Origin of the sequence: Leptolyngbya sp. BC1307, assembly GCF_002286735.1 — a bacterium.
In the GTDB taxonomy this organism is placed as follows: Bacteria; Cyanobacteriota; Cyanobacteriia; order Phormidesmidales; family Phormidesmidaceae; genus Phormidesmis.
Map to the genome: position 1 here is coordinate 1 of NZ_NRTA01000005.1, position 14,011 is coordinate 14,011.

At 53.3% G+C, this 14,011-nt stretch carries 13 protein-coding genes and 1 pseudogene; 3 read left to right on the plus strand and 11 right to left on the minus strand.

Annotation, left to right across the window (positions count from 1 at the left end; genetic code table 11):
- Nucleotides 1-818: pseudogene (locus CKL79_RS04295) on the plus strand (hypothetical protein); the annotation flags it as partial.
- On the opposite strand, the gene CKL79_RS22840 reads toward CKL79_RS04295, so the two are convergent.
- The 4 genes from CKL79_RS22840 to CKL79_RS04310 all read right to left on the minus strand — a co-directional run bounded on the left by CKL79_RS22840 (nt 776) and on the right by CKL79_RS04310 (nt 5,761).
- Nucleotides 776-1,186, minus strand: a complete 411-nt coding sequence (locus CKL79_RS22840) for a hypothetical protein (RefSeq protein WP_141242148.1) — start codon at nt 1,184-1,186, stop codon at nt 776-778. The pseudogene CKL79_RS04295 and the gene CKL79_RS22840 sit on opposite strands and share 43 nt — an antisense overlap.
- 796 nt (nt 1,187-1,982) lie before the next feature.
- On the minus strand, nt 1,983-3,470 hold the full coding sequence (locus CKL79_RS04300) for a pitrilysin family protein (RefSeq protein WP_121968363.1): 1,488 nt from the start codon (nt 3,468-3,470) through the stop codon (nt 1,983-1,985).
- A 59-nt stretch (nt 3,471-3,529) separates the two neighbouring features.
- Complete coding sequence (locus CKL79_RS04305; protein WP_121968364.1) at nt 3,530-5,314, minus strand: pitrilysin family protein; 1,785 nt, start codon at nt 5,312-5,314, stop codon at nt 3,530-3,532.
- Nucleotides 5,315-5,440: 126 nt separating this feature from the next.
- The gene (locus CKL79_RS04310; RefSeq protein ID WP_121968365.1) at nt 5,441-5,761 is read right to left on the minus strand and encodes a hypothetical protein; all 321 of its coding nucleotides are present in this window, start codon (nt 5,759-5,761) and stop codon (nt 5,441-5,443) included.
- A gap of 245 nt (nt 5,762-6,006) precedes the next feature.
- Here CKL79_RS04310 and CKL79_RS04315 point away from each other — a divergent pair, with 245 nt between their 5' ends.
- A complete protein-coding gene (locus CKL79_RS04315) occupies nt 6,007-6,801 on the plus strand; it encodes an MlaE family lipid ABC transporter permease subunit (protein WP_121968366.1) in 795 nt (264 codons plus the stop codon).
- 55 nt (nt 6,802-6,856) lie between these two features.
- Nucleotides 6,857-7,252, plus strand: a complete 396-nt coding sequence (locus CKL79_RS04320; RefSeq protein ID WP_121968367.1) for a DUF3119 family protein — start codon at nt 6,857-6,859, stop codon at nt 7,250-7,252.
- On the opposite strand, the gene plsY is transcribed toward CKL79_RS04320, so the two are convergent.
- From plsY to CKL79_RS04355, 7 genes are all read right to left on the minus strand, one after another.
- Entirely contained in the window at nt 7,249-7,887 is a 639-nt protein-coding gene (gene plsY, locus CKL79_RS04325) for a glycerol-3-phosphate 1-O-acyltransferase PlsY (protein WP_121968368.1), read from the minus strand. The genes CKL79_RS04320 and plsY overlap by 4 nt on opposite strands.
- Nucleotides 7,888-7,928: 41 nt before the next feature.
- Nucleotides 7,929-8,978, minus strand: coding sequence for a DUF3086 domain-containing protein (locus CKL79_RS04330; protein ID WP_121968369.1), 1,050 nt, complete (start codon nt 8,976-8,978; stop codon nt 7,929-7,931).
- An 86-nt stretch (nt 8,979-9,064) separates the two neighbouring features.
- Nucleotides 9,065-9,880, minus strand: a complete 816-nt coding sequence (proC, locus tag CKL79_RS04335; protein ID WP_121968370.1) for a pyrroline-5-carboxylate reductase — start codon at nt 9,878-9,880, stop codon at nt 9,065-9,067.
- Nucleotides 9,881-10,037: 157 nt separating this feature from the next.
- The gene (locus CKL79_RS04340; RefSeq protein ID WP_121968371.1) at nt 10,038-10,640 is read right to left on the minus strand and encodes a cell division protein SepF; all 603 of its coding nucleotides are present in this window, start codon (nt 10,638-10,640) and stop codon (nt 10,038-10,040) included.
- A gap of 432 nt (nt 10,641-11,072) precedes the next feature.
- A complete protein-coding gene (locus CKL79_RS04345) occupies nt 11,073-11,765 on the minus strand; it encodes a YggS family pyridoxal phosphate-dependent enzyme (protein ID WP_121968372.1) in 693 nt (230 codons plus the stop codon).
- 2 nt (nt 11,766-11,767) lie between these two features.
- Entirely contained in the window at nt 11,768-12,034 is a 267-nt protein-coding gene (gene pipX / locus CKL79_RS04350) for a transcriptional coactivator PipX (protein ID WP_121968373.1), read from the minus strand.
- A 447-nt stretch (nt 12,035-12,481) separates the two neighbouring features.
- Entirely contained in the window at nt 12,482-13,981 is a 1,500-nt protein-coding gene (locus tag CKL79_RS04355) for an anthranilate synthase component I (protein ID WP_346427045.1), read from the minus strand.
- Between the last annotated feature and the right edge of the window lie 30 nt (nt 13,982-14,011).

Consider the following 14,011-nt stretch of genomic DNA (forward strand, 5'->3'; position numbering starts at 1 on the left):
ACTATGCTTCGGCGAAGGTGTTGAGACCGTTTCGAGCGCAGGGTTTACATTTGATCAGCCGAGCGGCGATTTCCACCGTGGCGCATGCCGACTTTTCAGCCAATTCGGATATTCGTGGACCCGGTCGGCCCAGAGTCTGGGGTTCTGACATAAAACTCAGAGAGCTATTTGCCCCGATGGATGCCTGCTCTCAAGCAGCCGTTTGGCTCTATGGTCAACGTCAAACCGTGTACTATCAGTGCTTTAAATTCTATTGGGACAGTCCTGATGAATTAGTGTTGTTCGTGCTCACGCAACTGCCCAATGGCAAACAGATTATTTTGCTCTCTAGTGACACCACACTCACCGGAGCGCAAGTGATTGAAGCCTATGGCTGGCGGTTCAAAATTGAGGTCAGCTTTCGCTCATTAGTTCAGTTGCTTGGGGGCTTTGACTATCGCTTCTGGTTGCGCTCTATGACCAGAGCCTCTGGCTGGCCCAAGAATCTTATCTTGGCTGACTTCGATGCCGATTTCCAGGCAAAGGTTGCCATTAAAGTTGAAGCATTTGAGCGCTTCGTCAATCTCAATGCTATTGCCTTGGGGCTATTGCAAGTACTCGCTTTAGAACTGCCTAACGTGGTTTGGGTACATTTTCCGCAATGGTTTCGGACGCTGCCAAAACATGGGTTGCCCAGCGAGCAAATTGTTCGAATGGCGCTTCAGCATCTACAACCGGTGGTTTTATCAAAACGTAGGCCCAATCTACTTCTGGCTAAATTACTCGCTGCCAAAATTCAGCCCCCTGAACCCCAACAACAGATACCTTTGGCCGCATAATTCTTCAACAGAAACTTAGGACTGTCTAGTTCATGAGCTTCTCTGCCTAAATTATGTTCAAGCAGTTGTTCTATCTTTTCGCAAGCTACAGAAAACCTTTCTTGGCTCTGAATCGGAGGTAAAAAAATAGGAATTTTCTTCATCTCTCCTAGCTGAAGATCTTGAACGGCATTCCCCTTAGCACGCCTTTGAGGAAGTGTCTGAACGTACTCTGTTCTCAGATAATGAAGTCCAAATATTGGAAGAATCTTGCTTGCTTCGAATACTAGCCGTGCAATATTTTGTGCAATAGATCCGTTTAGAAAAGTGCCCACGGCAATTACTTGTTTTAAGAATTTTTGATGTGATACGCCAGTTACACTTATCACCGCTTCGCAATCTGTGAGCGCTGATGACGAAGCCCTTTTATTTGCGCTAGTGAATGCCTGCGTATTTATCAAGATTCCCTGTATCGGATAGTTGATGCTCTTTAAAAGGGCTGATACGCTACTGTTTACGCGATCACACCTCCGTCTGTTGCGGGTGCAGGTGCGATCGCCTAACTACCTCGAAAAATTTAGCCGCTACCGGCATTGGTTGGCCCCAATACCGATAGCTCGCCCCTAACACTGACTCAGAATTCCAAAACTCTAAGGCATTAAAAAATACCGAAGTCGCGAAAATGTACGTCTCCAGACAGGGCGGCGATATCGAAGTGCCGTCAGCATCACCGTGGCATATCTTCGAGCGAACCTTTCTACTACGTTAGTTGAGCCACAACTGCTTGTATGGCCGTCGTCTGATGCAGACTCGCAGAGAAGGCTACGCCTACGTACGACGACGGCTAGCCATTTAGCCCTCAGCACATAGCGGTTCTAGCGATCGCTAATGCAGCCAGCTCTGTGGCCAAAGCTACAGTTGGCTAAAGGCTTCTGCATCCATCGCGAGCATGGGTAGACTGTCGTTCATGGTTTGTAACGTTGGCTGAGCGACCTCCAGCCGAGTCCTATGCAGCAACCACTTTTAGACCTCGAAGCCGATTGGCAACGGTGTTAGTACATCGGCTTTGCTGGCAGGCAATTTTAAAGGGATCGTGTCCTAGCGCAGAGCCTAACAGGTGAACTGGTTTGGCCTGCTAAACCGAGACTCACAAACAAGCTGGCTTCTGTCTCAGCGATACAACCGTCATAGCTGAGCTGTCGGCTCTGGAATGGTGATGTCAACCGGGGTAATCTCAGCGCCCAAAGTCGCCAGCGCGGGGTTCATCCCAGCCATATCTCCCACTACAAGGGTGATGAGTTTGTCAGGCACCAGCGTTGCTTGTGCCGCCGCCAGCACCTGCTCAGTCGTCGCACTTTCTACCTGGTCTCTAAACTGAAAGACAAAATCCGACGGGTAGTCGTAATATTCGTAGCGAATCAGCCGCGACAGGGTTTGATTCGGCGTTTGAAAGTTAAAGACAAAGCTGTTCAGCACCGAGTCTTTAGCAAAGGCTAGCTCTGTCTCAGTAATCGGCTCTTGGCGCACTCTTTCTAGCTCTTTATACATCGACTGAATAAAGGGCACTGTCGCCTCAGAGCGCGTTTGGCCACCGCCGATAAATAGACCGTTGTAGTCATAGCGAGGGCTCCAAAAAGCGTAGACGCTATAGGCCAGCCCCTGCCGCGAGCGAATCTCGTTGAACAACCGGCCCCCAAAGCCATTTAGCACTTCGTTGAGAACGGCCATAGGCGCATAGTAAGGGCTACTTAGCTCACCGCCAATATGCCCAATTTGAATGTAGCTCTGAGTCAGCTGAGGCTGATCTACCACGAATAGACCAGCTGTCTGCTGTTCGCCTGGTGGTGGCTCGCTCGCCGCTACAGCTTCCCCACTTTTCCACTGCCCTAATGTGCTATCGATCAGCGCCTTCATCTGAGCCGGGTCAAAGTCTCCGACGATTCCTAAAATCGTGTCTTCAGGTCTCAGCGCCTGCTGGTAAAACTCCACCACATCTTCACGGCTAATATTCTCCAAATTGGCATATTCTACCGTGCGAGCATAGGGGCTCTCATCGCCGTAAACCAGTTTGCGAAATTCTCGTGAGGCAATATCATCAGGCGAGTCGTTGCGGCGGGCAATTCCCCCGGCTGTGCGGCTTTTGATCAAAGCTACCTGTTCCTCATTAAAGGTCGGACGAACAATGACTTCCGCAAACAGATTAAAGACTTCAGCGAGATCTTCGCTCAGGGTAGAAAAGCTGGCGCTGCCTGCCGTATCGCTAATGCCGGTTTCTACAGAAGCAGCTCGCTGCTCCAGCATCTGACTGAGTTCGTCGGGCGAATGAGTGGCTGTACCGCCCAAACGCATCGCTTCGCCTGCAATATCCGCTAGCCCAACCTGCTCTGGAGACACCAGGTAGCTACCCGTGCGAAAAGTCGCTGAGCCGCTGACTAAGGGCAAGTCGTGATCTTCCATCAGGTAAACCACCAGACCGTTGTCTAGTGCGTAGCGCTCATACTCAGGGATCTGAATGTCTCCCAAAGGCGGAAAAACCAGCTCATCGTAAGGCTTGGCCTCTATTGCCTGAGCGGGCTCAGACCAGCCTAAGGTCAGCAGCACCGAAAGAGTAGCAGCCGCTAAAAACAGCAGGGGCAAAAGACGTTTGCGCGTGCGCCGTGAGATCAAACCCATAGATTTTCTTGATGACTCGCTGAATGACTTTGGATGATTGAATGGAACGATTGAGCCGCTTACCGAACTGTCTTAGGCACAGGGGTTGCTTTCGCGTCGGGCATGGTCTCAGATGGGGGGGAGCTAGCGGGCTCCGTCGAGGGCTCAGCCGTTTGACCGGTAGATTGATCGGGGGATGAGTCGGGGCTTGCTGGCGGCACTGGCGAAACATCACTTGGCGGCGGAGCAGGTGCGGTCTGGCCCGCAGAAATCAGCTTGCCCACGGTTTGATTGGCCGGGCGAAAGGTTGCTTGGGCTACGCGCTGCACATCGGCAGCACTAACCGCTTCAATCTCCTGAAGCTCTGCAAAAACATTGCGCCAGTCGCCGGTCTTGGCTTCGTATTCGCTCAGCAGGCTGGCCATGCCCTGGTTAGAATCTAGCTGTTGCAATAAGCCAGCTCTGGCCTGGGTTTTTACCCGCTCTAGGGTAGCTTCGTCTACGGGCTCCTGCTGTAAACGGGTGAGTTCGGCTTCTACGCCGACGGCTAGCTCCTCTACTGTGTGCCCCGGAGCAGTCAGACCGTACAGCAGTAGGACTGTCGGTTGGCGATCACCCGGAAATCCATTTGCGCTACCCACATCCAGCGCGATTTGTGGCTCCACCAGTGCCTTGTACAGGCGAGCCGTGCGTCCGCCCGTTAAGATGCTGTCGATCATGCTGTAGACGACATGATCCGGGTCATTAATTCCTGGCCGGTGGTAGCCCTCCAAATACCAGGGCTGAGAGATCAGCTCCAGGGTAAAGCTATTCGGCTGTTGCTGCTCAGCTTCGTCAACGACTAGCTCGGGCGGCGTAGTGCGAGACTGGTAGCGGCCAAAATAAGCCTCAGCTAGCTGCTTGACCTGGTTGGGGTCAACGTCGCCAACGACGGCGGCAATCAGGTTGCTTGGGCCGTAGTACTGGTCAAAAAATGCCTGCACATCAGCGCGGGTCGCCTTGCGCAGATCTTCCATGTAGCCGATTACCGGACGACGGTAGGGATTGTTGGTAAAGGCAACTTCCGAAAACCGCTCCACCATCTGGCCGATCGGTGAATTATCAACGCGCATCCGGCGCTCTTCTAAGATCACCTCTTTTTCTTTGTAAAACTCTCGAAAAACAGGGTCGAGGAAGCGCTCAGATTCGAGTGAAAACCACAGCTCTAGCTTATTAGAAGGCAGATTGTAAAAGTAACGGGTGGCATCGGCAGAGGTGGTCGCGTTTAGCCCAGTGCCCCCCGTCTGCTCAATAATTTGACCAAACTTATTTTGTTCGACATAGCTCGCGGCTTCTGCCTGAATGTCTTCAAAGCGCGATCGCAGCTCAGCTGCCTTAGCCTCATCGCCAGCGGCCTCTGCCGCCAGCAGCTGGTCAAAAACCTGATCGAGCTTGTCCAGTGCTTTTTTCTCAGCAGCATAGTCGCGGGTACCGATGCGGGTAGTCCCCTTAAAAGCTAAATGCTCCAGATAGTGAGCAATGCCCGTTTTCCCGTCTTCTTCGTAGGCCGAGCCGACATTGGCATAGAGCATCACCGAGACGATAGGAGCCTCGTGCTGCTCTAGCACGATAAATTTCATGCCGTTGTCAAGGGTGAACTCAGTCACCTCTTCGGCAACCCGGTCTAGATAGGGCTGAATCGAGTTGACAGGCTGAGCCAGGGCCGGGGGAGCAGAAGCGCTAATGCCAAACCAGCAGATCAAAAAAACAGCCACTAACCGCGTTCGGTATGGCTGTCGCTGAAGCAATATGAAGACCTGCGGTACTGCGCGGTAGCGGCCCCGAAAAAAACGCCACAAAAAGCCAGGGAGGCGGGAAAAACCCATAGAACCTAAGTTGTTTCTGCAAAACACTGCTTACTAGCATAGGTTTTTTTGCAAGATTCAGGGAGTCTTTATCGCTACCAACCCACTTAATTTAGAGCAGTCAACATTAGGCAGCTAAAAACGGAGCTAGTCTTTAGTCACGTTAGACATAGCCAGGTGCCACTCGGAGCGTTGGCTCCGCTTATAGGCGCTAAAGCCACCCAGCAGAGCAGTGACGACGCCGATAGTGACGGCAATGACGACCATGCCTTCGAGGCGATCGCCCCCGCCAAAGACTGCCAAGAACCAACTGGCCTGGACATAGCAGGGCTGAGCGATTGAGGCAACAGGCGACGCTTGCAGTACCAGCAGCCCGCCCATCAAAGTACTCAGAGCGAAAATCGAGAGCAAAAAGCCAGCTAGCAAGGTAACCACCAGCGACCGGAGAAAATGTAATAAGGTAGCCATAAATGACAGAGGAACGCTGCGTTCCTTCCTTTCAGTTGCGTTTAGCGGTTCAGTCTTCCAAGGCCATACCAACCCGCAGGGAAGGAGCCAAGCATGTAAGATTAGACCTTGCAACGCTGATTTCGCTCCGCCTACCGATCACCGCCTACCGATCACCATAGAGGATGTATTTTGCGAACCCCAGCGTCCTTGAGAAATCTTAAATTTTCATAAAACATCGTTGCTAAGTCCTGTAAACGATTCTCATGAACCGCTCCCTTCTTCCCGCTAATCTCACACTTTGGCTACGGCGGCTACTGGCGGCTATTTTTCTAGGCGGGCAGGTGCTGATTCATGTCATATCCCGGCCTATTCATCGCCGCAATACCATTGAGCAGATGGCCGCAGTCGGGCCGCAGTCTCTCATTATTTCTCTGGTGACGGCGCTGTTCGTTGCGATGGTCTTTACAATTCAGGTAGCCAGGGAATTTATCAACTTTGGGGCGACGAGTGCGATTGGCGGCATTTTGGCCCTGACCCTATCGCGAGAGCTAGCACCGGTGCTGACGGCTGTGGTGATTGCCGGTCGGGTGGGCTCCTCCTTTGCCGCCGAAATCGGCACTATGCGAGTAACAGAGCAAATTGATGCCTTGCAAATGCTGAAGAGTGATCCCGTAGACTATCTGGTCATTCCCCGGGTAATTGCTTGTGCCCTGATGCTGCCACTGCTGAATGTGCTGTCTTTTATCACCGGTATGATGGGAGGGTTGCTCGTCACAACCACCCTCTACGGTATTTCTTCGAGCGTATTTATCACCTCAGCGCGTAACTTTCTCACCATTTGGGATTTGGCCAGTTCTTTAATTAAAGCCGTGGTCTTTGGCATTTTGATCGCGGTTGTCGGCTCTAGCTGGGGACTGACGACGACGGGCGGCGCTAAGGGCGTGGGGCAATCGACGACGACGGCTGTCGTCACCTCCTTATTGGCAATTTTTGTGACGAATTTCTTTATGTCTTGGCTGATGTTCCAGGGCACCGGTAGCGCCTTTATCGGTAAGTAGCTCACAGCTGCCGTTTTTAGCTACCGTTTTGTTTTTAGCTTGAGAGGTAATTTCTATGACGACCGCACCAGCCGCCTCGATTACGCTCAATCCTAGCTACAGGCTACCGATTGGCATTGTTCTACTTTCCCTACCGGTCCTGTTCATTCAGCTAGGACTGGGTCTTGCTCTAGCCTTATTAGGTCTCTTCTTGCTCTATCAGAGCACCACCATTCGGCTTGTCTTTACCCCCACCGACCTGGAAGTCAGGCGAAATGATCGCTTGCTGAAGACTTTTCCCTATGCTGAGTGGCTAAACTGGCAGGTATTTTGGCCTTCTGTCCCGATTCTTTTTTACTTTAAAGAAGTCAACAGCATTCACTTCTTACCGGTGCTGTTTGATCCGCAGCAGCTGCGCGAGTGTCTAGATACGTACTGCGGTGACTGTGCTGAAACGCGATCGCAATCCTAATTGCCAAACGTCTTAGGTTCGGTGCCAGCAAACAGGCGAGCAATATTGCTGTGATGGCGATACACCACATAGCAGCCACCGGCGATCGCTAACAAAACATAGGCTGTTGGCTGCTGAGTCACTAGCATAAAAACGGTCGCCGATAGAGCGGCTGCGATCGAACCGACCGAAACCGTCCGCGAAACACCCAAGGCCACCGCAAAGACCGCAGCCGTTCCTAAACCAACCGGCCAGGCCAACGCTAGCAGTACGCCCAGACCAGTCGCTGCCGACTTGCCGCCCGTAAAACCCAGCCACACCGACTTGCTATGGCCTAACAAAGCTAAAAATGCCGCCAGCACGTGAGTCCATGGCTCCCAGGCTAGCGGTATCTGGCCGCGCAGCGCGGTCGCTACTAACCAAATCATCCCCGTTACTGCTAGCAGTCCCTTGACCAGATCAATCAGCAGCGCCGCTGTACCTGCCGCTTTGCCGACCACCCGAAACACGTTGGTTGCGCCCGTATTGCCAGACCCATGCTCGCGAATATCTACACCCAGGAGCGCTTTTGTCAGCAAAAAGCCCGTCGGAATGGAGCCCAGTAAGTACGCGCCCAGCAGCCCTAGTAGCAATATCGCGAGAGTAGACCCAGACATAGCAGTCGCTTAAATAATTGTCTTAAAGATTAGTCTTAAAGCTAATAGTAGTCGTAGTCGGTAGACGGATTGGCCGGGTCAGGGGCAAATCCTAACCACAGCGGAAACTGTAACAGTGAGAGGCTGACTTTGTCCTCCGCTTCATCCATGACCAAAAAGGGAATGCGGCCACTGTCCATCAGGCGCTCGGCCCGCTGAGTCATTGGCTCAGATGCTTCAAACAGCATGACGCCGCGATTCGTGCCAAAGTCGGCGCGGGCAATGCCCAGGCAATCTTGCAGCCAGCGTCGCCATTCGCCCAGACGCTCGGGGGTCGTTGCCAGCACCAGCACGCAGAGCCGACGGTCATAGATCGAATACAGGCAGGAGATCGCGGCTGACGCAACCAGCACATTTTGCAGACGGCTACCCATGCTCTTAACCGCGCCGCGCCCAGCCTGGGTAAAAAACCAGTTAGATACTCGGTCGGCATGAACAGGTTCAAAGGTGCGGCGTAGCTGCCAGGGCGGGCCGTAATAATCGGGGCGAGTCCGATATTGATCGAGCAGACTGCTGATGCGATCGCGCTGCTCGGCAAATCGTTGGGCTGCCAAAGGCACAATCTCAGTGTCTTCTGAAGCCGGCGCTACCGGTGTCGCTGGGGCCACCGGTTCAGGGGCAATCGGGGCGATGTCCATCTGTTCAGCAGCCGAAGCCAGATCTTGCAAGCTGCCGGCCAGATACTCCTTAAAGCCCTGTACGCGAATGGCAATGTCTTGAGAAACACCGGCAAAGCTAGAGCGCATTTCTATAGCTATCCGCTCTTTGCGCCGCTCTAGCTGCTCAATCTCTCGCTGCAAATCTCGCCGCTTGCTCTCTAGCTCTTGCAGCCCTTGACGCACCATCTGATCAACATCTGCCTGTGCGCCCGCCGAGGGGCTTCTCAAGGGTTGCCCTGAGGTCAGACTGCTGCTCCGACTGCGATCGCGCTGTAGTTCAAGCGGTGTCCGAGACGTTGGAGCGGTTTCAGCATTAGCGGTTTCAGCATTAGGAGGGGCCGTCTCACCGCTGGCTGCTTCTGAATTTTCGTAGGGCGTATCTTCTGGAGGCATGGGCGCAGGCTATGGGGGCTGTCGGGGCGTTTGAGAGGACTGACTAAATTGGATTGATTAGAAGAAGCAGATAGCCGAAGAAAGCCTTATTGGGTGGCCTTGCCTAACTCGCGCGATCGCGAACTAGCCGTCCGCACCGCCTCAATCAGCGCTGAGCGTAACCCTAGCTCTTCTAAGCAGGCAATGCCCGCAATCGTGGTGCCACCGGGGCTGCTGACGCGGTCTTTCAGCTCGGCAGGGTGAATGCCGGTAGTCCGTAACAGTTCGGCGGTCCCTAGCACGGTTTGCACCGCCAGCTGATTGGCGATCGCCCGAGGCAAACCTGCCGCCACGCCGCCATCGGCCAGCGCCTCAATCACAATCGACACATAGCCCGGCCCCGAACCAGACAGGCCCGTCACCGCGTCCATCATGCTTTCAGGCACCTGCACCACCTGGCCTACCGCTGAGAATATTTCATGGGCTAGCTCGCTGTGTTCGGGTAGCGCCCGGCTACCGAGGGCGATCGCCGTCATGCCAGCGCCTACAGTCGACGGCGTATTCGGCATGGCCCGCACTACCGGCCAACCGGGAACAGCCGCTTCTAACTTAGCTAGCGGCAGCCCGGCCAATATTGATAAAATTAAGGGCGGGGTCTCGCAGTGAACGCCTTGAAAATCTTTGGCTACCAGCTCGAATATCTGAGGCTTAATCGCCAGCAAAATGATCTGACTTCCCTCGATCACCTCAAGGTTGTTGCCTGTTATTTGCACGGAGTACTGCTCGGAGAGCACCTGCTGTCGCTCTGGAGTCGGGTCGCTCAGCAAGATTTCCTCAGGTGCATATAGCCCCTGAGCAAGAAGGCGAGATAACAGGGCTTCGCCCATTACCCCGCCGCCAATGATGCCAAGTCTTACAGGCAAAAGACGACGCCTCTAGCAATTCCTCCCACAGCATACCGCGAATGGTTCCTGGAATACAGCCGTCGATGCCAGCTTCCATGGCGGTTCTTTAGCTGATGGGGATAGAAATGCTTAAGAAAACTTGCCTTTCCCTGTGTTCAACAGCAGTCAAACTCGTCTACGCCATCCGAGCGACTTGCTCAGTTGCCCAAGCTGGCGTAGGCGCAGCCTGACGCGGGGCACTCATGGGCTCTTGGCCGCTGAATCCATCTTCGCCTTCAGTCGGCATACTCACCTGAACACAGTTAGGTGTAAACAAGAAGATGCTCTCGCCGATGCGCTCTTGATGGCCGTCCATGGCGTAGGTGCCGCCAGCGACAAAGTCAACTGCCCGCTGCGCCTGGTCAGGATCCATAATCGTCAGGTTGAGGACGACCGACTTGCGCTCACGCAGCGCCTGAATCGCCTGAGGCATTTCTTCAAAGGTGCGGGGCTCCATCACCAGTACTTCAGACATGCCGTTCATTGCGCCAGGCATACCGATCACGTTATTCATTGACACCATTCCAGAATCAGTTGACAAAACTCTCTCGCGGATGCGCCGACGGCTGGGCCGAGCTACTTCCTCAGGGGGAATTGGCGGGGCGATCGCCTCAGGTTCGGTATTTTCCTCTTCGTAAAGGCTCTGATACTCTTCGCCTTCTTCCTCGTATTCGTACTCGTAGTCAGCCGGATCGTTCAATCCGACAAAGTCCTTAATCTTTCCAAAAAGACCGCTCATAACTTGTGTTCCATTACGACGTTGACGACTTGGCAAAAAACTGCGTGAACATGTTTAGAACACAGCAGAATTATGGCAATAAAACTAAGGCATTTCCGAAAAATTCAACCCGCTTCAAAAGGCATGTTTTGTAGTGGGAGATCCCTGATGTTAGAAGTCCGTATGAATAGCTCCGTATAATAGCAGGCCCAGTCATCAAAGTTGCTGATAGATTTGGAGGGTTTCCAAAAGATGTCGGCACTTCGGCTGGTTTAGCTGACGGATCTCACTCAGTATATACACGCATGGGAAAACGGGAGTGACTGCTTAGTTTTCCCTAGTCTTAAGACTAGATTCACAAGCATTACCCCACGGTTTAGAAAATATGTCAAGCTTTTTTGATTGCTTTTTTTGACATAGCGCTTTCTCAAGAAATTTCGGCCTTTCCAGGCGTCAATTTCGGCGACCAAAAAGGCCACTGCCAATTCTCACCAGCGTAGCACCCGCTGCGATCGCCAGCTCAAAATCGTCTGACATCCCCATTGACAGCTCGTTCATTGTGATGCGCTGCCAGCCCTGCTGCTCAATTTTGGCTGCTAGCGCCTGAGCCCGTTCGAAGACTGCTTGGGTCTGCTCAGGCTGTAACCCGTAAGGTGCAATCACCATCAGCCCCTGAATGTTTAAGTGGCAAAGCTGATCTAGTGCTGGTAGCGCCGCCATTAGCTCGGCGGGGTCAAACCCGTCCTTGGTCGGGTCAGGTGCTAGCTTGACCTGCAAGCAGCAGTTAGGCTGCCTACCGAGGTCTGCTGCCTGTCGGTCGAGCCGAGTTGCTAGCTTTAAGCTGTCAATCGAGTGCACCCAGTCAAAGCTTTCGAGCACCTTGCGAGTTTTGTTAGATTGCAAGTGTCCAATGAAGTGCCAGGTGACATCTGTGAGATCGCCCAATTCTGCCTGTTTTGTCAGGGCTTCTTGCACCTTGTTCTCAGCAAACTCTCGTAGGCCAGCGGCGTAGGCTGCTCGCACCACTGCTGCCGGAAAGGTCTTAGTGACCGCAATCAGCCGCACCTGTGGCGGAATCAGTCGCTGAATTTTTGCGACACGAGCCGGCAAGTCAGCTGAAGATAAGGCATCGAACTGAAAGGGCATCGTCAGAACGCTTGCTTGTAGGTCTTCTGCAACCGGTCATACTCTACTTGCTGACCGGTGCGGCGAATGACTCGCAGCCGTTGCTCAATGAGCTGTTTGGCTTCTACTCGCCCAATCGGTTCGAACGAGAGACCGCCAGGATCATTGTTAACTAAGAAAAATAGCCGGTGCGCGTACAGGGTCGCAAACAGTTCCTGACCCTTACCGACTAGACACACTCTAAAAAGCAGGCCGAAATTAGGATGGTTAAGATAGTTTTCTGCGCTCATTCAGGCTTCTGAGGGAGAGTTTGGAAAAGATGCAGTCGTCGTATCGCTGCTAAAGTTATTTTTTAAGTATTGCCTTTTCGAGGTGTTCGTCCGCCTTTCCCGAACTTAAGCTCAAGCAACAGACTTGAAAGACTCACCTGAAGAGACATGCTGCGCAGCCACCCTGAAAAGTTAACGTTTCAAGAACATGATTCCGGCGCAGCAAAAAGTATCATATATGACTGAGTTTACAGCGTTTTCCTAAAACCCCCAAAGATTCCTTCAGAGATGTCTCTCAAAATCCTCCATACGGCTGTTCCCATACGGCCAGAGACCGGCTTCTAAATTAACTGCACTGCCATTTATAGCGTTACCCGGATGCATTCGAGTAACGCTAGTCACTTGGCCTGTTGTTATGCAAAGGTTTTGCCTGCGTTGCTGTATTCAAGCCAAGTGACCAACGCTATATTACAGCCCCAGTGCTAGCAGCTGTGCCTTCGCTTTTTGCAAAGACTCTCGCCACTCCCGCTCAGGTTCACTGTCGGCAACAATACCTGCGCCTACCTGCCCCCAAACGGTTTGCCAGTCTGAGACAGACGGCGGATGCTCGCTTGGTGCCATTAGCAGGGTGCGGATCAAAATGTTGAGATCTAGTCGGCCACGCCTATCAAAGTAGCCACACGATCCGTAAAATAAGCTGCGTCGCACCGGTTCTAGCGCTTCAATGATTTCCATGCAGCGCACTTTAGGGCAGCCGGTGATCGTCCCGCCGGGAAACATCGCAGCGACTAGCTGAGCCATTGATTGCTCAGCGCCAAGCTGACCGACAACGTTACTGACCAGATGCATGACATGACTGTAATATTCAATCGTCATGAGATCGCCCACCTGTACCGATCCCCATTCACATACCCGGCCCAGATCGTTGCGTTCTAAGTCCACTAGCATGATGTGTTCGGCTTGTTCCTTGGGATCGCGCTTTAGATCTTGAGCGATCGCCGCGTCCTCCTCTACCGTTGCTCCCCGAGGTCGCGTTCCCGCAATCGGCCTAGACTGAGCAACGCCTGTAGCCAAATGCACCAGGCGCTCCGGCGAGCAGCTAACGATCGCTCCCAAGGGGGTATGCCAGTAGCTGGCAAAAGGAGACGGATTAATGGCGTGCAGCGTCTTATAGACTTCCCAACTGGGCATAGTCGTCTGGGCGTGAAACCGCAGCGAGTGATTGACCTGGAAGACATCGCCCGCGCGAATATGGGCCTTTGCCTGCCGCACTGCCCGTTCAAATTCGGCTTGCTCAGTTTCAAAGACCAAAGACTGAGTCATCCAATGCTGAGCCGTAGCAGCTGTCTGTTTGGCGCTAGCAGGATTTTCCCTCAGTTGTTCAACCATACGAGCTAGCACGATGGCAGTTTCGGCGGCTAACCACAGCCGCTGTGAGTAATGATCGAGCACAGCAAACTCAGCCGGTTCGTACCAAAAAGCGACGGGAAAGGGCAGCTGCTCTCTCTTGAGCCAGGGCAATCGCTCGATCTCCCAGGCAAAGTCATAGCCGAGCCAGCCGAGCCAGCCACCCGTAAACGGCAGGTCGTCATCAGGTACGGTCTGATCTGTTAAAAACGGCTGTCTATTTGAGGCGCTATGAGCCGAGCTAACCACCTGCATCTGCACTAATAAGGGCAAAATCTGGCCAATCTTCGGTGTCCATAGCTGTGTCTGCCCGTCTGCTATGCGGGGGGGGCCAGCGCAGATAGAGTAGCGGGTCATTGCGCTGATGCCCTCATCGTGCGAGGCCGGGTTAGTCGGAAAACCGCTCGGCGAAAGGGGCGGGCTTTCTAGTAACGTAGCGATCCCCGCAGGGCCCGGGCGATCGCACTGTGGCTGAAACAAAGCGGCAAAAATATCTGAGCCAGTGCGCTGAGCGAGGGGGAGCGATCGCCATACCCGCCGTTCACAGGGGCGCAGCTCCAGATCAGCGCCATCGGTTCTTTTCTCTTCAGC

What these genes read in the sequence shown, in the direction of transcription:
- CKL79_RS04315 (WP_121968366.1), top strand. Translation starts at nt 6,007, where the DNA reads ATGAACCGCTCCCTTCTTCCCGCTAATCTCACACTTTGGCTACGGCGG.
- CKL79_RS04305 (WP_121968364.1), bottom strand. Translation starts at nt 5,314, where the DNA reads ATGGGTTTTTCCCGCCTCCCTGGCTTTTTGTGGCGTTTTTTTCGGGGC.
- CKL79_RS04345 (WP_121968372.1), bottom strand. Translation starts at nt 11,765, where the DNA reads ATGCCCTTTCAGTTCGATGCCTTATCTTCAGCTGACTTGCCGGCTCGT.
- CKL79_RS04320 (WP_121968367.1), top strand. Translation starts at nt 6,857, where the DNA reads ATGACGACCGCACCAGCCGCCTCGATTACGCTCAATCCTAGCTACAGG.
- CKL79_RS04340 (WP_121968371.1), bottom strand. Translation starts at nt 10,640, where the DNA reads ATGAGCGGTCTTTTTGGAAAGATTAAGGACTTTGTCGGATTGAACGAT.
- CKL79_RS04330 (WP_121968369.1), bottom strand. Translation starts at nt 8,978, where the DNA reads ATGCCTCCAGAAGATACGCCCTACGAAAATTCAGAAGCAGCCAGCGGT.
- CKL79_RS04300 (WP_121968363.1), bottom strand. Translation starts at nt 3,470, where the DNA reads ATGGGTTTGATCTCACGGCGCACGCGCAAACGTCTTTTGCCCCTGCTG.
- CKL79_RS04310 (WP_121968365.1), bottom strand. Translation starts at nt 5,761, where the DNA reads ATGGCTACCTTATTACATTTTCTCCGGTCGCTGGTGGTTACCTTGCTA.
- pipX (WP_121968373.1), bottom strand. Translation starts at nt 12,034, where the DNA reads ATGAGCGCAGAAAACTATCTTAACCATCCTAATTTCGGCCTGCTTTTT.
- plsY (WP_121968368.1), bottom strand. Translation starts at nt 7,887, where the DNA reads ATGTCTGGGTCTACTCTCGCGATATTGCTACTAGGGCTGCTGGGCGCG.